Source organism: Paraburkholderia fungorum (assembly GCF_900099835.1).
In the GTDB taxonomy this organism is placed as follows: domain Bacteria; phylum Pseudomonadota; class Gammaproteobacteria; order Burkholderiales; family Burkholderiaceae; genus Paraburkholderia; species Paraburkholderia fungorum_A.
Genome location: NZ_FNKP01000001.1, coordinates 1,254,377 through 1,278,809, shown reverse-complemented (window position 1 = coordinate 1,278,809; position 24,433 = coordinate 1,254,377). Strand labels below are relative to the sequence as shown.

General features: G+C 61.4%; 27 protein-coding genes. 11 read left to right on the top strand and 16 right to left on the bottom strand.

The genetic code is table 11. The annotated features are described in order from the left end of the window. Window positions 1-59: 59 nt before the first annotated feature. Window positions 60-206, bottom strand: coding sequence for a hypothetical protein (locus BLS41_RS38920; protein ID WP_171910199.1), 147 nt, complete (start codon window positions 204-206; stop codon window positions 60-62). A 185-nt stretch (window positions 207-391) separates the two neighbouring features. Between BLS41_RS38920 and BLS41_RS38915 the strand changes: the two genes are divergently transcribed. Then, window positions 392-550: a hypothetical protein gene (locus tag BLS41_RS38915; RefSeq protein WP_171910198.1), complete on the top strand. Its 159-nt coding sequence runs from the start codon at window positions 392-394 to the stop codon at window positions 548-550. 77 nt (window positions 551-627) lie between these two features. After that, a complete protein-coding gene (locus BLS41_RS05665; RefSeq protein ID WP_074763407.1) occupies window positions 628-900 on the top strand; it encodes a hypothetical protein in 273 nt (90 codons plus the stop codon). Between the two features lie 504 nt (window positions 901-1,404). Here BLS41_RS05665 and BLS41_RS05660 read toward each other — a convergent pair. The 4 genes from BLS41_RS05660 to BLS41_RS05645 form a co-directional block, all read right to left on the bottom strand. Next, entirely contained in the window at window positions 1,405-2,454 is a 1,050-nt protein-coding gene (locus BLS41_RS05660) for an acyltransferase family protein (protein WP_074763406.1), read from the bottom strand. 168 nt (window positions 2,455-2,622) lie between these two features. Continuing rightward, window positions 2,623-2,997: a gamma-glutamylcyclotransferase family protein gene (locus BLS41_RS05655; protein WP_074763405.1), complete on the bottom strand. Its 375-nt coding sequence runs from the start codon at window positions 2,995-2,997 to the stop codon at window positions 2,623-2,625. 36 nt (window positions 2,998-3,033) lie between these two features. Then, window positions 3,034-4,845: an ABC transporter transmembrane domain-containing protein gene (locus tag BLS41_RS05650; protein WP_074763404.1), complete on the bottom strand. Its 1,812-nt coding sequence runs from the start codon at window positions 4,843-4,845 to the stop codon at window positions 3,034-3,036. Window positions 4,846-4,954: 109 nt separating this feature from the next. After that, a complete protein-coding gene (locus BLS41_RS05645) occupies window positions 4,955-6,010 on the bottom strand; it encodes a transporter (protein ID WP_074763403.1) in 1,056 nt (351 codons plus the stop codon). Window positions 6,011-6,137: 127 nt separating this feature from the next. On the opposite strand from BLS41_RS05645, the gene BLS41_RS38910 reads away from it, so the two are divergent. Continuing rightward, window positions 6,138-6,302 (top strand): hypothetical protein, encoded by a 165-nt coding sequence (locus tag BLS41_RS38910; RefSeq protein WP_171910197.1) that lies wholly within the window; start codon window positions 6,138-6,140, stop codon window positions 6,300-6,302. Window positions 6,303-6,357: 55 nt separating this feature from the next. On the opposite strand, the gene BLS41_RS05640 is transcribed toward BLS41_RS38910, so the two are convergent. The 3 genes from BLS41_RS05640 to BLS41_RS05630 form a co-directional block, all read right to left on the bottom strand. After that, entirely contained in the window at window positions 6,358-7,065 is a 708-nt protein-coding gene (locus BLS41_RS05640; protein WP_074763402.1) for a glutathione S-transferase N-terminal domain-containing protein, read from the bottom strand. Window positions 7,066-7,269: 204 nt separating this feature from the next. Beyond that, the gene (locus BLS41_RS05635) at window positions 7,270-7,491 is read right to left on the bottom strand and encodes a hypothetical protein (RefSeq protein ID WP_074763401.1); all 222 of its coding nucleotides are present in this window, start codon (window positions 7,489-7,491) and stop codon (window positions 7,270-7,272) included. A gap of 258 nt (window positions 7,492-7,749) precedes the next feature. Further along, window positions 7,750-7,941: a CsbD family protein gene (locus BLS41_RS05630; protein ID WP_074763400.1), complete on the bottom strand. Its 192-nt coding sequence runs from the start codon at window positions 7,939-7,941 to the stop codon at window positions 7,750-7,752. Between the two features lie 187 nt (window positions 7,942-8,128). Here BLS41_RS05630 and BLS41_RS05625 point away from each other — a divergent pair, with 187 nt between their 5' ends. The 5 genes from BLS41_RS05625 (at window position 8,129) to BLS41_RS05610 (ending at window position 12,910) form a co-directional block, all read left to right on the top strand. Further along, a complete protein-coding gene (locus BLS41_RS05625; RefSeq protein WP_074763399.1) occupies window positions 8,129-8,455 on the top strand; it encodes a hypothetical protein in 327 nt (108 codons plus the stop codon). Between the two features lie 336 nt (window positions 8,456-8,791). Continuing rightward, a complete protein-coding gene (gene dcm, locus BLS41_RS39350) occupies window positions 8,792-10,072 on the top strand; it encodes a DNA (cytosine-5-)-methyltransferase (RefSeq protein ID WP_216350603.1) in 1,281 nt (426 codons plus the stop codon). Between the two features lie 57 nt (window positions 10,073-10,129). After that, window positions 10,130-10,576, top strand: a complete 447-nt coding sequence (locus tag BLS41_RS39345) for a very short patch repair endonuclease (protein WP_216350602.1) — start codon at window positions 10,130-10,132, stop codon at window positions 10,574-10,576. Between the two features lie 209 nt (window positions 10,577-10,785). Continuing rightward, entirely contained in the window at window positions 10,786-11,289 is a 504-nt protein-coding gene (locus tag BLS41_RS05615) for a YbhB/YbcL family Raf kinase inhibitor-like protein (protein ID WP_074763398.1), read from the top strand. A 184-nt stretch (window positions 11,290-11,473) separates the two neighbouring features. Next, window positions 11,474-12,910: an MFS transporter gene (locus tag BLS41_RS05610; protein ID WP_074763397.1), complete on the top strand. Its 1,437-nt coding sequence runs from the start codon at window positions 11,474-11,476 to the stop codon at window positions 12,908-12,910. Between the two features lie 144 nt (window positions 12,911-13,054). On the opposite strand, the gene otsA is transcribed toward BLS41_RS05610, so the two are convergent. From otsA to BLS41_RS05580, 6 genes are all read right to left on the bottom strand, one after another. Next, window positions 13,055-14,482 carry an alpha,alpha-trehalose-phosphate synthase (UDP-forming) gene (gene otsA / locus BLS41_RS05605; RefSeq protein WP_074763396.1) on the bottom strand — a complete coding sequence of 476 codons (1,428 nt, stop codon included), beginning with the start codon at window positions 14,480-14,482 and terminating at the stop codon, window positions 13,055-13,057. Between the two features lie 245 nt (window positions 14,483-14,727). Then, a complete protein-coding gene (locus BLS41_RS05600) occupies window positions 14,728-14,940 on the bottom strand; it encodes a hypothetical protein (RefSeq protein WP_074763395.1) in 213 nt (70 codons plus the stop codon). 152 nt (window positions 14,941-15,092) lie between these two features. Continuing rightward, window positions 15,093-15,329, bottom strand: coding sequence for a hypothetical protein (locus tag BLS41_RS39510; RefSeq protein WP_074763394.1), 237 nt, complete (start codon window positions 15,327-15,329; stop codon window positions 15,093-15,095). A 120-nt stretch (window positions 15,330-15,449) separates the two neighbouring features. Further along, window positions 15,450-16,835, bottom strand: a complete 1,386-nt coding sequence (locus BLS41_RS05590; protein WP_074763393.1) for a sigma-54-dependent transcriptional regulator — start codon at window positions 16,833-16,835, stop codon at window positions 15,450-15,452. 327 nt (window positions 16,836-17,162) lie between these two features. Then, window positions 17,163-17,435, bottom strand: coding sequence for a hypothetical protein (locus BLS41_RS05585; protein ID WP_074763392.1), 273 nt, complete (start codon window positions 17,433-17,435; stop codon window positions 17,163-17,165). A 53-nt stretch (window positions 17,436-17,488) separates the two neighbouring features. After that, window positions 17,489-17,806 (bottom strand): ElaB/YgaM/YqjD family protein, encoded by a 318-nt coding sequence (locus BLS41_RS05580; RefSeq protein ID WP_074766304.1) that lies wholly within the window; start codon window positions 17,804-17,806, stop codon window positions 17,489-17,491. Window positions 17,807-18,162: 356 nt separating this feature from the next. Here BLS41_RS05580 and BLS41_RS05575 point away from each other — a divergent pair, with 356 nt between their 5' ends. The 3 genes from BLS41_RS05575 to BLS41_RS05565 all read left to right on the top strand — a co-directional run bounded on the left by BLS41_RS05575 (window position 18,163) and on the right by BLS41_RS05565 (window position 20,762). Beyond that, window positions 18,163-19,221: a sigma-54 interaction domain-containing protein gene (locus tag BLS41_RS05575; RefSeq protein ID WP_074763391.1), complete on the top strand. Its 1,059-nt coding sequence runs from the start codon at window positions 18,163-18,165 to the stop codon at window positions 19,219-19,221. Window positions 19,222-19,557: 336 nt separating this feature from the next. Next, entirely contained in the window at window positions 19,558-20,136 is a 579-nt protein-coding gene (locus tag BLS41_RS05570; protein ID WP_074763390.1) for a hypothetical protein, read from the top strand. Window positions 20,137-20,309: 173 nt separating this feature from the next. After that, window positions 20,310-20,762 carry a hypothetical protein gene (locus BLS41_RS05565; protein ID WP_253189625.1) on the top strand — a complete coding sequence of 151 codons (453 nt, stop codon included), beginning with the start codon at window positions 20,310-20,312 and terminating at the stop codon, window positions 20,760-20,762. Window positions 20,763-20,863: 101 nt separating this feature from the next. Here the strand turns inward: BLS41_RS05565 and BLS41_RS05560 are convergent, their stop codons facing one another. After that, entirely contained in the window at window positions 20,864-22,210 is a 1,347-nt protein-coding gene (locus tag BLS41_RS05560; protein WP_074763389.1) for an ABC transporter ATP-binding protein, read from the bottom strand. Window positions 22,211-22,307: 97 nt separating this feature from the next. Further along, on the bottom strand, window positions 22,308-24,059 hold the full coding sequence (locus BLS41_RS05555) for an ABC transporter permease (protein WP_074763388.1): 1,752 nt from the start codon (window positions 24,057-24,059) through the stop codon (window positions 22,308-22,310). Between the last annotated feature and the right edge of the window lie 374 nt (window positions 24,060-24,433).

Genomic DNA, 24,433 nt, shown 5'->3' with positions numbered 1-24,433 from the left:
TTGCCGGAGAATTTCCCGAAACCTCCAGCACTCCAGCTAGTGATGACCAGGTTGGTGTCTCACCGACCCATCGAAGGCAAATCAGGAATTCCTGCTCCGATCATCCGCTTCGAATCGGTTTGAAGGTCGGCCGCGACGGTCGCTATTTCGGTTGCGATGCCGTAGCCCACGCTCTCGGCTACGCCGTTGGAGAAAAATTGGGTCATGTCGAGGCTTATCGTCAGCGCGATCGGAAACTTGATAACTTGATAGGCAATGCCCGGGAGCGCGACGTTTCCCCCGCGGAATCGAGACAGTTGTAATGCGCGCGAGGAGTTTGTAATTCGCCCGCTAAAGTTTTGTCAGCGTCGGCCGAAGAATAACGCATATAAATAACAACGCTGAGAGACCAATGAAAAAAATCATCGCCGCATTTATCGCTATCGCCTGCGTGACTTCTACAGTCGCTTATGCCCGAGGTGGGCACTATGCCGGCGGTCATGGCTCATCGCACAAGGGCGGCCACTACAGCAACCCGCGCACACACGATCACTACGAGAAGCGTAAATAAGGGGCGGCACGCCGCAAAGCGCTTAACGCATCCAGGGGGAGGCTTGCCCTCGGAGTCGAGCAATTCGAAGGACCACCATGAAAACAAAAATGGCTCTCGCGAGCCTGACTATACTCACAGCATGCACGACCATCACTGACGTGACGCCGGCCGGCGACGGGCGCTACACCGTCACGACGCAAGTCCGCGGAGGCATGACTCCGTGGGGAGAGATCAAAGCGACTAGCCTGAAGCGCGCGGACGAATACTGCACCGGCCAAGGTAAGCAGATGCATCAGATAAACATGCAGACGCACGGCGTCCGGGGGTGGACGCCGCAAGAGGCGGAACTGACGTTTGCGTGTTCGTGATCACCGAGAGACGTATGAGCGGAAATAAATTGGCCGCTGCGCGACAAGAACTAACGCTGGCGGCGAGATCTATCGACCGGATGAAGGCGGCGGCAGATCTTGATGAGTTTGACCCGAATGGAAAGATTTTGTGAACCGCACCACTCGCGTCCGTCCCAATCAACGCATTCACACTCATCCCCAATAACAGAGGCAACGAAGTCCGCGTCGAATTGAGCGGGAAGAGACAATTAACGGCGGGCCTTGCAGTGAGACCGGGTTTGATCTTACGCCTGCAGGTCCCGCAATAAAGTCGTGCTCCCCGATTGCACCGTAAGCGTGGCAGGGACAATTACTGGCAGCGGGCACCTATGTTGACGTGAGTGCAGCAATGGCGGAGTCGGCAATGCAATGATTTTCAACATTGGACTTTTCGTCCGCGCCGCTTTCGGCTCGCGTTACGGCACTATACGAAATGAAGGACAGGTTCACGTCCTCCTTCACGCTTAAGGGGCTTTCGCACATTCAAGCCCTCCCCTTCCGCAATCCCATTCCCCCTCGCACCAACCTCCCCAACGGCCGCTCCAGAAAGCGATACGACGCCAACCCCACAACCGTCGAAATCAGCACCACGACGACGCAAATAACGTCGCCCGATATCCGGTGCTGCTGATCCACCATCCTCAGCACCTTGACCGCAATCGGCACCGAAAAAACATGCGTGAGATACAGCGAATAAGACGAGTCGCCGATACGTTCGAGCCACGCGTTCCAACGCACTCTGCTTTCCAGCGACAGCCCCATGATAAACACGGCGAGTGCAAGCAAACCGAACTTGAGAAAGCGGTTGGTCTCCGTCAAAGTCGGTGCTAACAACGTAACCGCCGCCGCGGTGACAAACAAAAAGGCCAGCGCCACCGGCAACGGGATCGTGCGTCCCGACGTATAGAACACGCCAACACAGCAACCGAACACAAACTCCAGAACGATCGGATTCGTATAGAACTGGTGGACCACGCCACCATCCGGCAGCAATCGCAACGACGAAGTCAGCGCGAGAAATGTTCCTGCGGCGAGCACGCGATGTCGCGTTGCGCACATCGCGATGGCGAACACCAGGTAGAACCACATCTCGTAGTTCAGCGTCCAGCCGACTCCGACTACCGGCGCGGTAATGCCTTCCCAATTGAGCGACGGAAAAAATACGAAAGACGTTAATGCATTCCACGCATTGAAGTGCGCATTACCAAAAGCATTGGGAACAATAACGAGCAGCAGAATGAACAGTAATGTCAGTAGCCAGTAAAGCGGAACGATTCGGGAAATGCGCGCGGCGATGAATGATCTGGCAGAAGCAATCCCGGCAGGCTGCTCATGCGTCACAAACACCATGATGAAACCGGAGATCACGAAGAACACGTCGACGCCTATTTCGCCGAAACGTGAAACGCGCGCGAAGAAATGTGGAAGCCATCCATAAGCGAGGACGTTACCGTTTGTATGGAATGCGACCACGCCCAGCGCCGCGAGCGCGCGCAGCGCCTGAATAGATTCGAACCGTCTGAAACCAACCACGCCTTTCCACCCGTCAAAATTCGAAAGGCCTCATGGTACAGCACCTTAATTCTGATTCGCGGTATTCAGCGCACGCGCACAAACATGTATCTCGTAATACGGCAGAACCGCAATCGGTGACGTAGATTCCTTTAAACAAACCCGCCCTGCCGCAGCCAACCCGATCGACTATTCCCGACGCGGCGATGCAGCGTCGACATAAACCCATGCCGATACGCCCGACGCGAGTACGACGCGATCGCGCCGATACGCGTCGACTTCGTAGTCGTCCGCATGTTGAAGTTCTTCGGGCGTGATCGCGAAAACCGTGCCGCTCACCTTGTCGCCCGGATTGCCGCTGTAAGCAACCACCGGATGATGCGTCTTGCCGCTAGTCGCAACGACGTCGGGGTCTTCTATTTTCAGCAGGGTGAGCGAGTAGCCGGGCATGTCGTCGGCGCGGCCGTTGAGCTTCCGGCCGAAGGTCGCCAGTTGCACCTGTTCGAGTTGCAGCGTGCCGTACGAAAAAAGGTTCTCGGAGAATGTTTGATCTTTCGTGGACATATCGAGTGGTGTGATAAACGCGTTAAAAATCTTCTATCAAGCCGAGTCGGCGTGATCGGGCACGGTGCCGCCCTGCTCCGTACGCACGAGCGGCTCGCCGAATTGCAACGCAGCCAGTTGCGCATACAGCGGAGAGCTTTGCAGAAGCTCCGTATGACGCCCCTGCGCGACGATACGCCCATGCTCCAGCACGACAATGCGATCGGCCTGCTGCACTGTCGCGAGTCGGTGCGCAATAACCAGCGTCGTGCGATTTTGCGCGGCATTGTCCAGCGCCTTCTGCACGAGACGCTCGCTGGCGGCGTCGAGCGCGCTGGTGGCTTCGTCGAGTAGCAGGATCGGCGGATTCTTCAGGATGGCGCGAGCAATCGCAATGCGTTGACGCTGTCCGCCGGACAGACGCACACCACGCTCACCGAGAAACGTGTCGTAGCCCTCCGGCAGTTCTTCGATAAAGCCCGCCGCCGCGGCCATCGACGCGGCCTGCTGTACCTGCTCGAAAGTGGCATCGGGCGCGCCGTAGCGAATGTTGTCGAGCACGCTGCCCGAGAAGATCACCGACTCCTGCAACACGACGCCGATCTCGCGGCGTAACTCGACCAGCGGCACGTCACGCGTCGACACACCGTTGATCAGAATGGTCCCCGATTGTGGATCGAAAAAGCGCAGCAGCAGTTGGAACAACGTGGTTTTGCCGGCACCGGACGGCCCGACCAGCGCCACATGTTCACCGGCGCGGACATCGAGTGAAAGCGCGGAGAGCGCCGCAATGCCCGCGCGCGACGGATACGAAAAGCCGACGTTGTCGAAGCGGATGCCATGTCCGCGCGTGGGCAATGCGATCGTGGTGTCGGCCTCGACGACCGGCGAGCGCGCCGCCAGCAATTGCAGCAGTCGTTCGGTCGCCCCGGCGGCCCGCTGCAGATCGCCCCACACTTCGGCAACCGCACCTACCGCGCCTGCCGTGAACACCGCGTACAGGATGAACTGGGACAACTGCCCCGCCGTCATGCGTCCGGCCAGCACGGCCTGCGCGCCAAGCCAAAGCACGAACACGATGGCGCTGAACACGAGCACGATCACTACGGCCGTCAGCCACGCGCGCGCCCGGATGCGCGTGAGCGCCGTGTCGAACGCGACCTCCACTGCGCCCGCAAAGCGCTTCGATTCGTAAGGCTCCTGCGTGTACGACTGCACGGTCGGCATCGCGTTGAGCACCTCGCCGGCCAGCGCGCTCGCGTTCGCCACCTTGTCCTGGCTGGCACGCGAGAGCCGTCGCACACGCCGTCCAAAGATGACGATAGGCGCGATCACCACGATCAACGTGACGATGATGTAGGCCGACAGCACGGGACTCGTCACCGCCAGCATCGCGACGCCGCCGACCAGCAGAAAGAAATTGCGCAGCCCCAGCGAGAGGCTGGTGCCCACTACCGCCTGGATCAGCGTGGTGTCGGTGGTGAGCCTCGACAGCACCTCGCCGGTCTGCGTCGTTTCGAAGAACTGCGGACTCATGCCGAGCACGTGGTCGTAGACCGCTCGCCGCAAGTCGGCCGTCACGCGCTCGCCAAGCCAGGACACGAGGTAAAAACGCACCGACGTAGCGGCCGCGAGAATCAGCGACACCGCGAACAGCGCGATGAAATAGCGGTCGATGTGAGTCCGGTCGCCGCTGGCAAAGCCGCGATCGATCAGATACTTGAACGCCACCGGCAATGCGAGCGTCGCGCCCGCCGATGTCACGAGCGCGATGAATGCGAGCACCCAGCGCCCGGCGTAAGGGCGCATGAATGGAAACAGCGCGAACAGCGGACCGATACGCGACGAACGCGGGGCGGCGGTTGACATGAAGATTCCCGGACGGAACGAAGATCCTGTCGATTGTGCCAGCGCCGCGAGTTTGACGTTGCGCGCGAATGCAAACCGTGCCGGAACTCAGACGTGCCGCGTCATGCGCCTACTGTTCCTTGCGGCGGCGAAACGCCCACCAGCCGGCCAGCCCGGTGAAGCCCGCGACCAGCAGCACCATCACCCAGAAGCCGTGGCGATTTTCCGCGAGCGGAATGCCGCCGACGTTCATGCCGAAAAATCCCGCGACGATGTTGATCGGCATCGCCAGAACAGTCACGAGCGTGAGTGTGAACAGCGTGCGGTTGTTCTGCTCTTCGAGCCGCGAAATGATTTCTTCCTGCAGCAGCCTGACCCGCTCGATCAACCCGGCGACGTCCGACAGCACGACCGAAAACTCTTCCGTCGATTCGCGCAAGTCCTGCACGTCCTCGGGATGAAGCCACCGCGGCGGCCTCGCCAGCAGCCGGAAAATCGCGCCGGGCTCGGGCGCGAGCATGCGTTGCAGACGGGTCAGCGTCCGGCGCATTGCGCCGAGATCGAGACGGTTCTGCGTCGGACGCTGCGACAGGAAGCGGTCTTCGATCCGGTCGACATCGGTACTGGTGCGCCGCACGATCTGCACCAGCAGGTCGGCCTGATCGCGCATCAGATGAACCAGCAGTTCGGTCGGCGATCTGAAGACCTCGCCTTCGCGGACCGACGCGCGCAGGCGGTCCACGGAACGCAGCGGCTTCAGACGCGCGGTGACGATGATCCGCTGATTCGCGTAAATCCATAATGTCGCGATGTCGGACGGGATGAATTCCAGATTGAACATCACGTCGTTGACGACCGCGCGCAGTGCGCCGTCCGCGTGTTCGATACGCGTCGAATGCGAGCCTTCGCGCAACGCGTCGTAAAAACCCTCGGGCAATTCGAGCTGCGTTTTCATCCAGCGCTCGCTCGCGCTGTGGGCCAGATTAAAGTGCAGCCACAAGAATTCGCCGGTCTCGTTCGCCGGGCCGTTCACGCCGCTCGTACCGTTCGCTTCCTGCTCGCGAAGCCATTCGGCGACCTCGTCGGCGTCGACCGCGCGCCCGGCGAGCGTGGGAGTAAAGAGGAAGCCGCACACCATACCGGTCGAATCCGCACCGTAGGTTTGCAATAGCAGATCAGCTTTCATAGATCATTGAAGGTTCGCTTCCCGTCCCGATTCGCGGATTCAGCAATGTATCCGTCGAAAATGAAATCGTGACGATGGCCGCGCGTTTGCCGGCATCGCGCACCGCACGGACTGCGCTGGAACGAAAATGCCTGAGCATATCGCGGCCAGTCGAAAGAAGGTTAACCCACTGTTTTCCGGCGCGCCGGGGAATGGATCGCCGGATTCGGACGATCGCTTTTATTTCGAGCCGGTCACAAAGATGTCATTGATTCGCGCTAACCGCCGCACATTGCGTGGCGGCGGCGAGTGACCGGCATGCGAGCGTCGCGCGGAATCAGGGTGATCCGCGCGACTGAACCGACCGCTCAGGCCGGACGTCGCGGAATATTCAAACCCCGCTCCACCGCCGGACGCGCAACGAACTTCGCCAGCACACGCGTCACGTTCGGAAAGTCCTGAATGCCGACGAGTTCGCCCGCTTCGTAAAAGCCCGCCAGGTTGCGCACCCACGGGAAAGTCGCGATATCGGCGATCGAATACGCGTCGCCGAGAATCCAGTCACGCCCTTCGAGTTGCCGATCCAGCACGCCGAGCAGACGCTTCGATTCAGCCACATAACGGTCGCGCGGACGCTTGTCTTCGTACTCCTTGCCTGCGAATTTGTGGAAGAAGCCAAGCTGGCCGAACATCGGACCGATGCCGCCCATCTGGAACATCACCCACTGAATCGCCTCATAGCGCCCGGCGGTATCTTGCGGAATCAATTGCCCGCTTTTTTCCGCCAGATACAGCAGAATCGCGCCCGATTCGAATAGCGCGAGCGGCTTACCGTCCGGCCCGTTCGGATCGAGAATCGCCGGAATCTTGTTGTTCGGATTCAGCGATAGAAACTCCGGCGTCATCTGATCGTTCGTGTCGAAGCGCACCAGATGCGGTTCATACGGCAAACCGGTTTCTTCGAGCATGATCGACACTTTCACGCCGTTCGGCGTCGGCAGCGAGTAAAGCTGAAGCAGGTCAGGATGGGCGGCAGGCCACTTCTTCGTGATCGGAAACGCGGATAAATCGGTCATGAGACGGGGGCACCTTTGAGCGTGAGTTGTGCGGGTAAAAACGGAATCGCCCAATATAAACCGACTTGGCGCAACGCGTCGGAGACTGCTTCCGGCAATGCACGGCGCACGTGCCGCGTTGGAATCCGCACTGGAATTTTTGCAAAAATATTCCACGCGCTACCCGCCAGCCAATCGCGGCCGGCTCACCGCCGATAGCGGGCATCACCACAAATCTTTAGTCGCCGTCCCGGCACGCGAGTTATAGCCTTCACGCCACAACGCCGCGCCGACCGTCAGCAGCAGCGTCTTCTGCTCGCCGTCGAGCAGCTCCCACGCCACCGACAACCACGTGGCATAGCTCGCGCAGGTCGGTTCAAGATCGACGGGCGCTTTGCCCTCCAGGTACTGCCGTTCGAACATCGAAAGCACTTTTTCGGGTGTCATTGGCGCTACCTCCGTGTGGGATGCGCCAAGTCTAAAGGGCGACGCACCGCACAAGGAATGCTCCCCAAGCCAATGCCGGGTTACTCCCAGGCGTCGCGACCCGAAAACTATCCAATGCGCATCAGGCTATCCATTGCACCGTTGCGCGATCGCGCGAAAAAGAAAAGAGGTGCCGAAGCACCTCTTTTGTCGCCCTGGGCGACCGGCTTCGATCACGGGCGATCACACTAAGCGTGCGCCCGACGATCGCCAGCCCGATTACGGCGCGTTGCGCTTCGCGTTGTCTTTCGCGTCTTCCTTCGCATCGCCGTAGGCCTTCTGCACCTTGCCCGCGCCTTGCTGCAAGTCGCCCTTCAATTCCTTGCCGGGGTTGTCCGTAGCCTTACCAATCGCTTCGTTGACCTTGCCCTTGACCTGTTCGGCCACGCCCTTCACCTGGTCCTTGTTCATGTTCGGCTCCACTATTTGGAATGCCAGCGCGACATTACGCCAGTATCCCTATCGAGCAACGGCTGTGCCCGCGCCTCTTTGATGGCTCGTTCACCGCGGATTTATCGGCCACGGCAGGCCTCAAAAAAAATTTAAATAGGGCCTAAAGTCCCGTCGGGCAGTGCCGTAATACAGCGATGGAGGAGCTATGGATCGCAAACTCAATACGCTTGCCGGGTCGTCCCAAATCGCGCTGATCGATCACGACATCGCGCACATTACGCGTGTGATGCGGTTAGCTTTACACGGTGACCTGGGCGGCCCGATCTTGCCGGTCGCCTACTGGCGCCAGCGTCTGTTCCAGTTGCTCGACGCCTGCCACCTCTCGCATCCGCAACTCTGCGCGATAGACAGCCTCCTGCTTCAACTGCGCCAGTTCGAAGCGGAGCCCGAGCCTCGATGGGACACGCTGCCTCCGCCCGCTGCGTCGGCACTTGCGCCGCAGCTCTCATCGAGCGCGCGCCATCCTGCCTGATTTTCAGGCGGGTTTGCGGACTGACTTCCACGCTTGATTTCAGGCGGCGCGATGCTGCGTCGCCGGTCTCTGCGCGTCGACCTGCCGCCCTTCCCCAGCCATTTGCCCCGTATAAAAAGAAGGCCGCGATCCAGGTCGCGGCCTTAACACGTCGCAACGCAGGGATTCGCGTCACCTCGCAAGCGTACACGCGCAATTGTGACAAGCCGGTTTAGTCGCCCTGCCCCTTTTTTCACCGAGTTTTACGGGAAATTTTCTGCCGCCTTGCCCTGAAAAAACAGAAAACGGGACGACCTTAGGTCATAATGTCCGCAAAAATTCCCAGCAAGGACTTCTGTGACCGTCGCCTCCCCGCTCAACCTGCTCCGGCAAGCGCGTACCCGCTTTACCCAACGCGAAATCGCCGCGCACGTCGGCAAGGACATCAAGACGGTGCGTCGCTGGGAAAAAGGCGAAACGCCGTGCCCGGCCATGCTGGAACCCGCGTTGCGCGATCTGCTTTATCAGGGCGCGCGCGCAAAGGGCGACAGCAACGGCAACGCGCAATTCCGCTTTATCGACCTGTTCGCGGGCATCGGCGGAATCCGAATGGGCTTCGAAGCGCACGGCGGCGAGTGCGTCTTCACTAGCGAGTGGAACGATTTTTCCACCCGCACCTATCGCGAGAACTACCCCGCGGGCGACGAACACGCGCTGATCGGCGACATCGTTTCGTTTCCCGCCGAAGAAGTGCCGAGCCACGATGTGCTGCTCGGCGGTTTCCCGTGCCAGCCGTTTTCGATTGCGGGCGTCAGCAAGAAAAACGCGCTGGGCCGCCCGCATGGTTTCGAATGCACGACTCAAGGCACGCTCTTTTTCGATGTCGCGCGGATCATCGCGGCGAAGCGTCCCGCTGCGTTCCTGCTGGAGAACGTGAAGAACCTGCTCTCGCACGATAAAGGCCGTACCTTCGACGTGATCGTGCAAACCCTGCGCGACGAACTCGGCTACGAAGTGCATTACCGCGTGATCGATGGCCAGCATTTCACGCCGCAGCACCGTGAGCGGATCATCATCGTCGGCTTTCGCGGCAAGACGGATTTCTCGTGGGACGACCTGCAACTGCCGGAAAGCGGCCCGCGTCTCGGTTCGATCCTGCATCGCACGGATGGCAGCGAGCCCGTGCTGCCGTGGGACCACGACCGCTTCTTCGACCACGCCGCCCGGCGTGTGCAGCCGAAGTACACGCTCACTGCCAACCTCTGGACGTATCTGCAGAACTACGCCGCGAAGCATCGCGCGGCGGGCAATGGCTTCGGTTTCGGTATGGCATACCCGGACAGCGTCACGCGTACGCTGTCGGCGCGTTATCACAAGGACGGCTCCGAGATCCTGGTGTATCAAGGCGAGTCGGCGCGTCCGCGCCGCCTGACGCCGCGTGAGTGCGCGCGGCTGATGGGCTTTCCCGACACCTTCCGGATTCCCGTCAGCGATACGCAGGCGTACCGGCAGTTCGGCAACAGCGTCGTGATGCCGGTGATGCGCGAAGTGGCGCGCATCATGCTGCCGCATGTGCAAACCCTGCTCGCCGAGGAAACCCGTCATGGTTCGAAGCAAGCTTTGTCGCTGTACGCGTGAGCGGTTCGCCGCCGTCGCTGCCACTGAACGCGGCCATGCGTTATCGCGGCGCTGAACATGGTCGATATCGTCGATAGCGCGACCCGCAGCCGGATGATGTCCGGCATTCGCGGACGCAATACCAAGCCCGAAATCCTGATCCGCAGCCTGCTGCATCGGCAGGGCTTCCGCTTTCGTCTCGACGTGCGAGATCTGCCGGGACGGCCCGACATCGTGCTGCCGCGCTATCGTGCCGTGGTGCTCGTGCATGGCTGTTTCTGGCACGGTCACGATTGCCGTCTTTTCAAATGGCCGCAGACGCGGCCCGAGTTCTGGCGCGACAAGATCGGCCGCAACCGCACTAACGACGACAAGGTTCACCACGCATTGCTCGCTGACGGCTGGCGCGTCGGCGTCGTGTGGGAATGCGCATTGCGGGGCGCCAATCGCGATATCGAAGGAGTATTGCAGCGACTCGTCGAATGGCTAAGAAGCGACGCGCCGGAGTTCGAGGAACGCGGCTGAACACAGCGGCATAACCGGTGGCCGACTTGCGCCGCGCGTCGCTGTCGTGAATGCCCATCTGGAGCGACTCCGAAAGCCGCTGGTGATACACTCGATTGGCTAATTCGGAGCACTTTTGCGCGACGCCACAATCGCCAACGCGACGCTGGCCCACTGCAAATCCGCTGTGCCCCGACGATCCCAGAACCAATCAACAAGGGAGGCACATCATGGCTGATTTCCGTCTCTGGTCCGACGAATTTCCCACCAACGGCTTCATGCCGAAAGCCCACGAATATCACGACAAGGCATTCGGCGTGGATGGCGAAAACATCTCGCCCGCGTTGCAGTGGGACGCACCGCCGCCCGACACTCAAAGCTTCGCCCTCACCGTTCACGATCCCGACGCGCCGACCGGCAGCGGCTTCTGGCACTGGGTCGTGGTGAACATCCCGGCCGACGCCCGCTCGCTGTCGCGCAACGCGGGCAAAGCAGACGGTTCGCTACTGCCGCAAGGCGCGCTGCAAATGCACAACGATTACGGCACGGTCGGTTTTGGCGGCGCCGCGCCGCCGCGTGGCGACAAGGCGCATCGCTACATCTTCCGGCTGCATGCGCTGAAGGTGCCGCATCTGCCGGTCAATCCGGAGACCACCAATGCGGTGGCGCGCTTCATGACGCATCTGAACGAACTGGATTCGACCACCCACACCGGGTTGTACGAATTGAAGTAGAAACGTGACGCAAGTTGCCGGCGTGTGGACATCACGCACATCTCGCAGGCTTCCTCACGCCAGCCTGCGCGAATAACCCGGCCGGCAGCTTCATCCGCAACAACGCTGCGCTTTCACCACGACGGGCAATGCGCGCCGCCCGTCGCCCGAGCGTCGAACCGTACCATCACAAATCAAACAATCGATGCAAGCCCAACCTTCGCGCAACGACGCCAGAGACACGTCAGCCGCCACCTCCGCCGACGCACCGCCCGACCATAGCGAACAGGGTCTGCCCGTTCCGCAACGCTACTGGGCGATGCTCGTCATTGCCCTTGCGCTGACGCTCGCCGTGCTCGACAGCGCGATCGCCAACGTCGCACTGCCAACCATCGCGCGCACGCTGAACGCCAGCTCGGCGAGTTCGATCTGGGTCGTCAACGCCTATCAACTGGCGATCACGATTTCGCTGCTGCCGCTCGCCTCGCTCGGCGACCGGATCGGCTACCGGCGCATCTATCTGGGCGGGCTGATCCTGTTCACGGCTGCATCGTTCGGCTGCGCGTTGTCCACGTCGCTGCAGAGTCTTGCACTTGCGCGCGTCGTTCAGGGCTTCGGTGCGGCGGGCATCATGAGCGTGAATACCGCGCTGGTGCGGATGATCTACCCGCCCGCGCAACTCGGACGCGGCGTGTCGATCAACGCGATGGTGGTCGCCGTGTCGTCGGCAATCGGACCCACGGTCGCGTCGGGCGTGCTGGCGGTGGCGACCTGGCCGTGGCTGTTCGCGATCAACGTGCCGATCGGCATCGCGGCGATCATCGGCGGCTTCAAGGCGCTGCCGATGAACCCCGGTCACGAATCGCCGTACGACTACCTCAGCGCGGTCATGAATGCGTTCGTGTTCGGGCTGCTGATTTTCGCCATCGACGGCCTCGGTCACGGTGAGCGTCTCGGCCTGATCGCCATCGCGTTCATCGCCGCGCTGGTGATCGGCTACTTCTTCGTGCGGCGTCAATTGACGCAAGCCGCGCCGTTGCTGCCGATCGACCTGCTGAAGATTCCCGTGTTCGCGTTATCGATCGGCACGTCGGTGTGTTCGTTTTGCGCGCAGATGCTGGCCTTCGTTTCGTTGCCGTTTCTGTTGCAGGAAACGCTCGGCATGTCGCAAGTGGAAACCGGTCTGCTGATGACGCCGTGGCCTGCGGTCATCATCATCGCGGCGCCGATTGCGGGCGTGCTGTCGGACCGGATTTCATCGGGCTGGCTAGGCGGCGCAGGGCTCGCCGCGCTCGCTGTCGGCCTGCTACTGCTCGCGATGCTCGGCCCGCACCCGGAGCCGTTGCAGATTGCGTGGCGCATGGCGTTGTGCGGCGTGGGCTTCGGCATCTTCCAGTCGCCGAACAATCGCACGATTCTGTCGTCGGCGCCGCGTGAGCGCAGCGGCGGCGCGAGCGGCATGCTCGGCACCGCGCGCCTGACCGGACAGACGCTCGGCGCGGCGCTGGTCGCGTTGATCTTCGGCATTGCGCCGAAAAACGGCACCTTCATTGCGCTCTATGTGGCCGCAGGATTTTCGGCCGTGGCGGCGGTCGTGAGCATGATGCGCATCGTGCAGCAAGGTAAAACGCGAGCCGCCTGACAAGCGTTCGCCCCGATCCGCGGCACACAGATAAAAGAAGGGCGCGAAATCGCTAAAAACGATTCGCGCCCTTCTTCTCTTTTTGCTAAAGACGTGACAGCATGCGCGCCGCTCGCCATCCCACAGCGACCGGCGCGAACTCCGTTACGACGATGCCGTCACGTCAGCGAGCTTTACCGCTTTAGCCGCCACCGAAGACGCCGTTGCGACATTGCGCAGGTCGGCGAGGAACGTATCGCGCCACACGGAGAGATTGTTCTCCCGCATCGGCGCCATCATGTCCGCGTGCCGCGCCTGACGTTCGGCGAGCGGCATCGACAGCGCGCGTTCGAGCGCCTCGGCCATCTGCGACAGATCGAACGGATTGACCACCAGCGCGCCCGGCAACTGCTCGGCCGCACCCGCGAATTGCGACAGCACCAGCATGCCCGGATCGGCCGGGTCTTGCGATGCAACGTACTCCTTCGCGACCAGATTCATCCCGTCGCGCAGCGGCGTCACATAGCCGACCTGCGATTGACGGAACAGCGCCATCAGCAGATTGCGCTCGTATTTGCGGTTCAGATACTGAATCGGCGTCCAGTCGAGTTGCGCGAAGCGTCCGTTGATACGCCCGGCTTCGCCTTCCAGCGTCTGACGAATCCGCTGATAGGTCGTCACGTCCGCGCGCGTCGGCGGCGCAATCTGCACAAGCGATACGCGTCCGTGCCAACCCGGTGCATTCAGCAGCAGGCGCTCGAAAGCCTGGAAGCGCTCCACCAATCCCTTCGAATAATCGAGCCGGTCGACGCTCATGATCAGCTTGCGTCCGCGCATGCCGTCGCGCAGGCTGCGCACCGGCTTGCGGTCGGTGAACTGCTCGGCGGCCTTCGCAATCGCGTCGGGATAGATCCCGATCGGATACGCGCCCACTTTGAGGAAGCGGTTATACGCGTGCACCATGCCGTCTTCGCTCGACGTGCCGTGTTGTCCGCGCTCGATGAAATCGACAAACGACTGACGATCCGCCTCGGTCTGAAAGCCGATCACGTCGTAGCTGCACATCGCCTTCACGAGCTCTTCGTGCGGCGGAATCGTGCGCAGCACTTCCGGCACCGGAAACGGAATATGCAGGAAAAAGCCAATCGGATTCTTCACGCCCAGCTCGCGCAGGCATCGCGCGAACGGCAGCAGGTGATAGTCGTGCACCCAGATGATGTCATCGGGCTTCAGCAACTCCTTGAGCTGCTTCGCGAGCGTCGCGTTGACGCGCTGATAGCCCGCATATTCCTGCCGGTCATAACGCGACAGGTCGTTGCGGTAATGGAAAGTCGGCCACAACGTCGCGTTGGAAAAGCCGCGGTAATACTGGTCGTAGTCGCGCTTGGTCAGGCCAACGGTCGCGTACGTCACGTTGCCCTGCTTTTCGATCACCGGTGCGGTCGGCTCGCTGACCGTCTCGCCGCTCCAGCCGAACCAGACTCCGCCGGTTTCCTTTAGCGCGTCCAGCACGCCAATCGCCAGGCCGCCCGCGGCGGGACGCCCTTCCTGGGTCGGCGCAACACGATTCGATACCACGATCAGTCTGCTCATTGGTGCTCCACCTAGTTCAGTTGTTTCGTTGCATTCGGATATGTGCCAAAAAGGTGCATGCAAGTCGCGTGCCGTTTATTGAGATATTGGAAATAAAAATGTATGCAAATGTGACGGGCGAGCAAAAACGCGCGACATCGTCAGATCGCGAAGAAGTTTTTTCTGCTTTGTATGACGAAAACAGGAGCCTTGAAACTGGCCGGCTCACCGTTCGTCAAAACCGCCCGGCGAACGCCTGAACGGCGTCAGGCATCCTGTTCCGAGCCAAGGTCGCGCTGGTACTCCAGCCCTTCAGGACGGACGCCGCCCTGATTGTGTTCGCCGTCGGGCGGCGCATCGGGCGCGACGCGGTTCTGCATGGCCGGGTCCGGCGACGCGGCCGGTTCGGTCTTGCTGCTGCCCGGCCGGGAGTCGCGCTTCGAATGGCGCGCCGAGCGTCGCAGTGCGGGATGTCTCATGATCGATGCCTCCACGGGAAGCCCGCCGCAGATTTAGCGGCATCAATACAGTCTAGAAATACGGACGGTAAATTGCCGGTAAAAGATGCGCCGGCTTTGTAACAAATACATAAATTCGCTGCATCAAATCGCGATGCAGCGAAGCTGACAGGTCAGAGTTGCATTCGGCTTGACGGACGCGCACCGGCTTGCGGTGTCTGCGTGGGCTGCGGCGGAGGATCGCCGATCGGCGGAGGGGTGGGTCCCGGCGGTTCGATAGGTACCGGCGCGGGTCCGGGGAAGGTGTCGGGCTCAGCAGGAACCGGCGGTTCCGACGGCGGTTCAACCGGTTCAGGACGATGGGCGCGCTTCGAAAGGGGAAGCGCGGGAGCGGCAGCGTAGTCCGGCATATTGTTTATCCTCGTCTTTGCGTTCCACTGAAACGCAGCAAGGCGTGTGCCGTTACGATGCCGCCCCGGCAGCGGGGCACGGCGGAAGACTTAACGCAGCGCGCGTGAAATGTCAGCGCCTCACAGCGCTCGCGATTCCTCGGCGGACTCGCCGTCTTCACGCGCGTCGTTGCCGTATTCCACCAAGCGGTTGTACAGCGTCTTCAGACTGATGCCGAGAATCTCCGCAGCTCGCGTCTTCACGCCGCCGCATTGTTCGAGCGTCGCCAGAATCAGCTGACGATCCGCCTCGGCGAGCGAGGTGCCGAACGGAATCGTGATTGCCGTGCCTGCAGCGGGCTTCGACAGCGTGATCTGCAACGGCACGGTCGCGGTGCTGTCCGAATCCGTCCCCGACATGATGTGCGCGCGCTGCACGTAATTCTTCAGTTCGCGCACATTGCCCGGCCACGGATACGACATCAACATGTCCTTCACGGCCGCCGGGAAATGCTTCTTCGTGCTGTGGCGCTCGTTGAGTTCGTCGAGGAACGCCTGCGCGAGCAGTTCGACGTCCTTGCCGCGATCGCGCAACGGCGGCAGGCTGATCGGAAACACATTCAGCCGGTGATACAGGTCCAGACGCAGCTTGCCTTCCAGCACCGCCTGCTCCGGATCGCGGTTGGTCGCCGCGATCAGACGCACGTCGGTTTCGATTTCCTTGGTCGTGCCGACCCGCATGAACATGCCGGTTTCGAGCACGCGCAGCAGTTTCACCTGCAATTCGATCGGCATTTCGGTGATTTCGTCGAGGAACAGCGTGCCGCCGTTCGCGCGCTCGAAATAACCCTTGTGCTGCCGATCCGCGCCGGTGAACGAACCGCGCTCATGGCCGAACATTTCCGACTCGATCAGATTCGGCGAAATCGCGCCGCAGTTCACGGCGAGGAACGCATGCTTGCGTCGCAAGCTCAGTTCGTGCAGCGTCTGCGCGGCGACTTCCTTGCCGGTGCCGGACTCGCCGACCAGCATCACCGAGGCCGCCGTCGGCGCGACGCGGCCGATCTGGTCGTAGACCTCCTGCATCGCCGGCGAATTGCCGAGCATCAGACCGAAACGGCCCATGCGGCGCAGCTCGCCGCGCAAGGTGCCGATTTCCGCCTTCAGGTCGCCGGCACGCGGCAGGCGCGACAGGATCGCCTTCACGCGCTGCATGTTGATCGGCTTCACCAGATAGTCGGTGGCGCCCATCTTCAGCGCGTTCACTGCCGACTCCACGGTCGCGTGGCCGGTAATCACGATCACTTCCACGCCGGAACGCGGGTCCAGATCTTCGAACAGATCGACCCCGCTGCCGTCGGGCAGCTTCAGGTCGGTAAAGACAACATCCGGCATCTGCCGGACCAGTTGAATGCGCGCTTCGCGCAAATCGCCCGCGGTGGCGGTAGTCAGACCGTCTTCCCCGATGATGGCGGAAAGCGCCTCGCGGGTACCGGCATCGTCATCGACAATCAGTACATGTGGCATCGCGTCTCGAAAGCCTGCAAGCGTGGGTGGAAAACATGCGAACTCGCATGTTCAAAAGCGGGAGCGGCGGCGTCGCGCGGGTCCTGGATGCGCTCAGGAAAACAAATGCATAGTGATCGAACCGCACTTCGCCAAGCCGTCGACTTAATCCAATATTGCAACAATAACCGGGAAACACTCGGCTATTTTCGCCTTATTGTTGTCTATTTACCCATTATACGGCCTTATTGAGATAAATCAGCAATGCATATCAGCCGACAGGCGTCAAATTTACAATCGACGGAGCGCAGCACGTCTGCATGTTGAGCGCCGCCCGAAGGCACCCGATCAGCTACGCGGAAATGGCCACGCGTGGCCGTCGCCGTTCGCATGCGCCGACCCGTTGGCACCATGTGCGCCGGGGCTGGCGCTTTCCGCAGTCAGGCTAGCCGCCGGTGCGGACGGCGCCGGTGCTGCGACCGCGCCGCCTTCGCCCTCCCAGCGGTTCAACTCCCGCGCGACGGGATAGTGAGCCGCGCGCTTGTGCTGCACGTAGCGGACCGCCAGAAAGCCGCCGAGCGCCATCAACGCGCCGAAGATGCCAATTTTGGGTCGTGCCATCGTGAACTCCTTAAGGTCGTGAAGCGGGAAGCCGGTAGGTGCCGAACGGCGCCTCAGCGCGCAGTCAGAACGCCCAGCACAAAGCCGACGCCCGCCGCGATGCCGATCGCGCGCCACGGGTTGTGCCGCACATAGCGCTCGGTGGTGATGGTCGCCGCGCGATAGCGGCGCTGCGCGTTCTCCTGTGCATCGCCGAGCGCCGACTGCAGCGTCTCGACGTGCGTGCCCAGCTTGTCGCGCAACACGCCGACGCCCTCTCCCGGCACGTTCGCGGCGAGCCGCAGCATTTCTTCCGAGTCCTTCAGCAGCACCCGCAAATCCTCGACAATTTTCTGGCCTCCGAGTGCGAGCTGTTGCGTGGTGTCAGTCATCATTCGCTCCTTATCCGGTTCAGCAGGGTCAGCGTGCGTGCAGGCAACTCGCAGTGATGCATGTTTGCCCTGTACCTGTTCGCTTTAGGCAAGCGAAAAAGCACACGCGTGTCGGGTGGATCACGCAAACGACGTGCCCGGTAAATACGTCACTGAATTGCGGCTCAAAACCCCGATCCGGCACTTTCGACCGATCGCACAGCAATGTATTTCGTCGATCGTGACTTCGATTGCCGGAAACCGCATCGAAGTGGTTAAATCAACTTTTGTGAGATATTGGCTGCACAGGTCACTCGTCTCTTTCCAAGGCCTGCGCGCCGCAACAACGACATTTATTTGCACAGGACTCCCCGTTTATGGCGTCAATCGATCTGGACTCGCCCACCGTCTCCGCCGGCGACAATGGCCCGGCAAAGGCGAAGCAGCGCGTCGCGGACGGCATCGCGGGACTGAAATCATACGGTCTGCTGTATGGCTCGTCGCCGGTGATGCTGGATCTGTACGAGCAGATCGAGCGCGTCGCGTGCACCGACGCGACCGCGTTGATCATCGGCGAATCAGGCACCGGCAAGGAACTGATTGCCCGCACGATTCACGATCAAAGCAGCCGCAAGGACGCGGCATTCGTCGCCGTGAATTGCGGCGCGATTCCCGACGAACTCATCGAAGCCGAACTTTTCGGCCATGAAAAAGGCAGCTTCACCGGCGCGGTTCAAGGGCGCGTCGGCTACTTCGAACACGCGAACGGCGGCACGCTGTTCCTCGATGAAATCACCGAAATGGCGCCCGTGCGTCAGGTCAAACTTTTACGCGCGCTGGAAACCGGCACGTTCTATCGGGTCGGCGGCAACGAACTCATTAGCGGCAACGTGCGCGTGATTGCCGCGACCAATCGCGATCCGGCCGTCGCCGTGAAAGAGAATGGTCTGCGCGAAGATTTGATGTATCGGCTCGCGGTTTTCCCGTTGCGCGCGCCGCCATTGCGCGAACGTGAAAGCGACCGCGAACTGCTCGCGCAACACTTCCTGGCGCAGTTGAATCAACAGGAAGGCGCCAGCAAGAGTTTCAGCAAACGGTCGATCGAAACGCTGCGCACCTGGTCGTGGCCCGGCAATGTTCGCGAATTGAAAAACGCGGTTTATCGCGCGTTCATTCTCGCGGAAAAAACCGTTGAATTGCCGCATCCGCACCTGGCGTCGCGCGTGAAAAAAGCCGTGACCCAAGGCGACGCAATGAGCGTCTGGATCGGCACGCCACTCGCCGATGCGCAAAAGCAGATTATTCTCGGCACGCTCAAATATTGCGGTGGCGATAAACGGCGTGCGGCCAAAGCGCTCGGCGTCAGTCTGAAAACGCTTTACAACAGATTGAGCGCATACGGCGATGAAGGCGCCGAAGAAGAAGCCGAACAATAAGCGGCAAATACTCGGAAAATCAGTTCAAGGCGGTCAACTCTACTGAGTGCTCGCGCGATTTCCCCGCGCGAGTACAGCGTACTCTCATCACAATATTGCAGCTTTTACGGATAAAAACGGTAGCCAGGAAATTGCTTCGCATCACTAGGCAATATTCGCGGACATAAACAGAAACCGATTTTCTCCGCATTATGTTTTGCAATTTTTTGCATTTTTCTTCTGCCAATTACAAATCGCATGCTGCAAAATGCGGCAGCGTATTGGATCGATGTGCCGCTCATTCACAGATTAGCGCGGCGTGAATTGAAAGGCACTTGCACGGGCAGAGACAGGGAAATGCAAAAAAAGATGATGTGGGCCGGCTGGACAAATCAGACGGCCAAACGCGGACGTCCCAATGCAACGTTGGTCGTCGCGGCAGTGCTGGCGCTCTCGTCGGCATTGAGCGGATGTAGCTCGCTTTATTCGGAAGGCGCCGTGGCGGGCGCGGGTGTCGCCGGTGCGGCAGTGGCGGGCAAGGTCACCAGCAACGCAGCCGTGGCGACCGGCATCGGCCTTGGCGCAGTAGCGGCCGCGCGGGCGGGCGTGCAGTATTCGGAGCGCGTGGTCCATCGCAATACTCAGGACGGCATCGCGAAGATCGCGGGTCCGCTCGCCGTGGGCGCAGTGGCGCCGTGGAGCGTGACCCACAGCTTCCCGATCGAAGACGACGAGCATGGCCGCGTCACCGTCAGCCGCGCGATCAGCACCGGCGCGCTCGACTGCAAGGAAATCGTCTTCTCGGTCGACACGACCGCCACCAAGAATGTGCCGGCCAGCAGCGCGTTTTATGTCGCATCGATCTGCCGCGATGGCGACAACTGGAAATGGGCGTCGGCCGAACCGGCCACCGAACGCTGGGGTGCGCTGCAATGAGGGCGCTTTCGCTTCGGCAATCGCTCAGAGAGTCGTTCGGGAACTCGCGGGGCAACTCACCTGAGTCTTCTTTCGGCGGCCCATTCCGGGCTGCGCATGCCCGGCTCGCCGGGATCTCCGGCAACCGGCTGCGGCTTATCGCAGCGGGCGCGATCTGCGTCGGTGCAAGCCTGATGACGAGCGGCTGCACGTCGATCGGAGCAGCCAGCGGTGCGGCGGCGGGTGTCGCGTCGGGCATCTTCACGTCGAATCCGGCCGTCGCGATCGGCGTCGGCATTGCCGTGCAGGCGGCAACCGACGAAGCGGTCGCGCGCTATATGAAGAGCATGCACAAGGACCAGCAGGACCTGATCGCGGCGCTCGCGGGCGACATGCCGGTCGGCGAAACGCGTCCGTGGTCGGTCAAGCACACGTTGCCGATCGAGAACGGCCACGGCGAAGTGCGGGTGATCCGCGCGTTCGGTTCGTCGCTCGCGCTGTGCAAGGAGTTCGTGTTCTCAGTACGCGACGGCGACGGCCCCGATGCGCACGAAGCCTGGTTCACGGCCGCTGCGTGTCAGCAGGACAAGGGCTGGAAGTGGGCGTCCGCCGAACCGGCGGTCGAACGCTGGGGCAATCTGCAATAAGCGGTGTGCAACAAAAAAGCGGCAAGGTTTCCCTTGCCGCTTTTTTTATCGTTCGCAGTTTCTTCGCGAGGCGCGCTCAGCCGCTCTCGCTAATTCAGCGGTTAAGACTCCACGTCTTCCAGGCTGAAGATTTCGGTCTGGTCGTTGTACGAGAAAATCTCGCCATAACGGCCCCAGTTGATGACCGCGTCCAGCGTTTCTTCCGCCGCGCTGTCGGACAGAAAATCTTCCAGTTCCTGCTCGAAGCGCACGCGCGGCGCGCGATGCCCCGGCCGTTCGTTCAGCACTTTCTTGATTCGCGCAGCCAGCGGCACGTGCCGCAGCAGATGCTCGGCGAACATCATCTTCCGTTCCTGCGTGCCGAACTCGGAGAACACGCGCGCGGGCGGCGTCAGGAAAATGTCACCCTCGCGGATATCCGCGAAACCGAGGTGTTGCAGCACTTCGGCCACCGGGAACAGATCGTCCACCTCGAGATGCAGCGAACGCGCGATTTCCGGCATGTCCGCACGGCCGTGGTACGGCGCGGCAGCCAGCGTTTCGATCAGACCGGCCATCAGGTTGGTCGACACATGCGGCAGCCAGCTGTGCAGTTCGAGACCCTTCTTGGTCTTTTCGTCGGTCTGACGCGCGGTCATCTTCGCGTAGATGTCGTCGACCAGCTTGCGGAACGCCGGGTCGAGACGGTTACGCGGATGCTTGAACGGCACCTTGATCTCGGCCACCACCCGCCCCGGATTCGACGACAACACCAGAATCCGGTCGCACATGAACACCGCTTCCTCGATGTTGTGCGTGACGATCAGCACCGACTTGATCGGCATACGACCTTGCGTCCACAGATCGAGCAGGTCGGTACGCAGCGTTTCGGCGGTCAGCACGTCGAGCGCGGAGAACGGTTCGTCCATCAGCAGCAGCGTCGGATCGACCACCAGCGCGCGCGCAAAGCCGACGCGCTGACGCATGCCGCCCGACAACTCGCGCGGATACGCGTTTTCGAACCCGTCCAGACCGATCAGGTCGATCGCGGCCAGTGCGCGCGTGCGCCGCTCGGCAGCGCCGACACCCTGCGCTTCAAGACCCGCTTCCACGTTTTGCAGCACGGTCAGCCACGGAAACAGCGCGAAGGTCTGGAACACCATCGCGACGCCCTTCGCGGGGCCGTCGAGCGGCTTGCCCATATATGTGACTTCGCCGTCGGTCGGTTCGATCAGACCGGCGATGATGCGCAGCAGCGTCGACTTGCCCGAGCCGGAGCGGCCCAGCAAACCGACGATCTCGCCCTCGCGCAACGACAGATTCGCGTCGTCGAGGACGAGCAGTTCGCCCTGCGTCTTGTTGAAACCACGGCACACGTCCTTGACGCGCAGGATCTCTTCGCCGAGGCGCGGCGGCTTCGGCGGCGTCTGGATCGGCGCGGCGGTGATAGCAGCTTTAGGATTTTGCATCGCGTTATGCCTTCATATTTCTCATGAACACGCCAGGCTGCCTTCGCGTCTCAACTCGCTCGGGTAGCCTGGCGCCAAGCGACAGGTTCAGAGACGCTCAATCAAGCCGCAGCTTGGCTTCGGCGTACGCGAACAGCGGGCGCCACAGCAGACGGTTGAACAGCGTCACGAACAGGGACATCACGGCGATGCCCACAATGATCTTCGGATAGTCGCCGGCCGCCGTGGTCTGCGCGATGTACGCGCCCAGGCCGTGCGCCGCCACCTTGGTATCGCCCCACTGGACGAATTCCGCCACGATACTCGCGTTCCACGCGCCGCCCGACGCGGTGATCGCGCCGGTCACGTAGTACGGGAAAATGCCCGGCAGCATCGCCTGACGCCACCATTGCCAGCCGCGAATGTGGAAATTCTTGGCCGCCTCGCGGTAGTCGTTCGGATAGGAACTGGCACCGGCAATGACGTTGAACAGGATATACCACTGCGTGCCGAGCACGATCAGCGGCGACAGCCAGATGTCCGGGTTCAGATGGAATCGCACGATCACGATCACGAACACCGGGAACAGCAGGTTCGCCGGGAACGCGGCGAGGAACTGCGCGAGCGGCTGGATCTTTTCAGCCAGCGCCGGACGCAGACCGATCAGCACACCGATCGGCACCCAGATCACCGACGCAATCGCGATCAGCACCACGACGCGCAGCAGCGTGATCAGGCCGAGCACCAGCACATGGCCGACTTCTTCGAGCGACACGCCGGTACGCACATACAGCACCACGCGATACACCACATAGACCGTGGCGAGCAGCACCAGCGCGGCCCAGACGATATCGCCGAGCTTCGAGCTTTTCTCGCGTTGCGGAATCTGGAAGCGCGGCGCGCTGAACGCCGGCAACTGGAAGCGCACTCGCGCCGCTTTCGCGAACATCCAGCCGACCGGCACCAGCAGACGGTGAATCAGACGCGTGCGGCGGATCAGGTCGAGCAGCCACGACTCCGGCGCGTCGCCCGAACTGGTGTTTTCCATGCGGAACTTGTCGGCCCACGCGACCAGCGGACGGAACAGCAATTGGTCGTACGCGAGAATCACGACGGTCATCGCGAGGATCACCCAGCCGATCGCGTGCAGATTCTTGACCTCGATCGCCTGCGCCAGATACGCGCCGATGCCCGGTAGCGTGATCGTGTTGTTACCGACCGTGATGGCTTCGGACGCGACCACGAAGAACCACCCGCCCGACATCGACATCATCATGTTCCAGATGAGGCCCGGCATCGAGAATGGCACTTCGAGCTTCCAGAAGCGCTGCCACGAAGTCAGATGAAAGCCGCGCGACACTTCGTCCAGATCGCGTGGCACCGTGCGCAGCGACTGATAGAAGCTGAACGTCATGTTCCACGCCTGACTCGTGAAGATCGCGAAGATCGCCGCGAGCTCGGCGCCTAGCACGCGGCCCGGAAACAGCGCGAGGAAGAACGTGACCGTAAACGAAATGTAGCCCAGCACCGGCACCGACTGGAGGATGTCCAGAATCGGCACGAGCACGAGCCCGGCGCGGCGGCTCTTGGCAGCGAGCGTGCCGTAGATCAGCGTGAAGATCAGCGACGCGACCATCGCCGCCAGCATGCGCAGCGTGGTGCGCATTGCATATTCAGGCAGGTTCGACGGATCGAGCGAAATGGCCTGGGTCTTCAGCACCGACATCGGCGCGAGCGTCTCGTGAAAGCCGATCGCCGCCATGGCAATAATGCAGATGATCAGCGGAAAGGCGACGAAGTCCCAGCGATTGGGCAACACCCGCCATGCCGACGCATTCGCGGTGCGCTTCAGGTTAAAACTGAAATCCATCAGAGGCCCTCCCCTTCGGTGCTGGTGTTGTTCTGGTCGAAGGAGCCCGCGGCTTTGGCGCGGCGGTCTGAAGATCGGTCCGGAAAGCTGAAATCATGCATGGCAAAACGCGTGTGCGCGGTAAATCGTTAGCGTTGGAGACACGTGGACCGGTCACGGACGGACGCGCAACAGGCTGTTCAAGCCGGTCACGCCACCACTCCATCACCCCGGGCTACTGTCGCCGCAGGCGCCGCCCGTAGGCCGGCGAGCTTTCCTCGTTTTGGACGGCACGACACTACACCATCCTATGTTTCAGGCACAACCTTTCGCGGCAAATCGCGATAAATCGCGGGCTACGTCCGGCAAACCGGTCTGGAGCCGCGTCGCTGAAT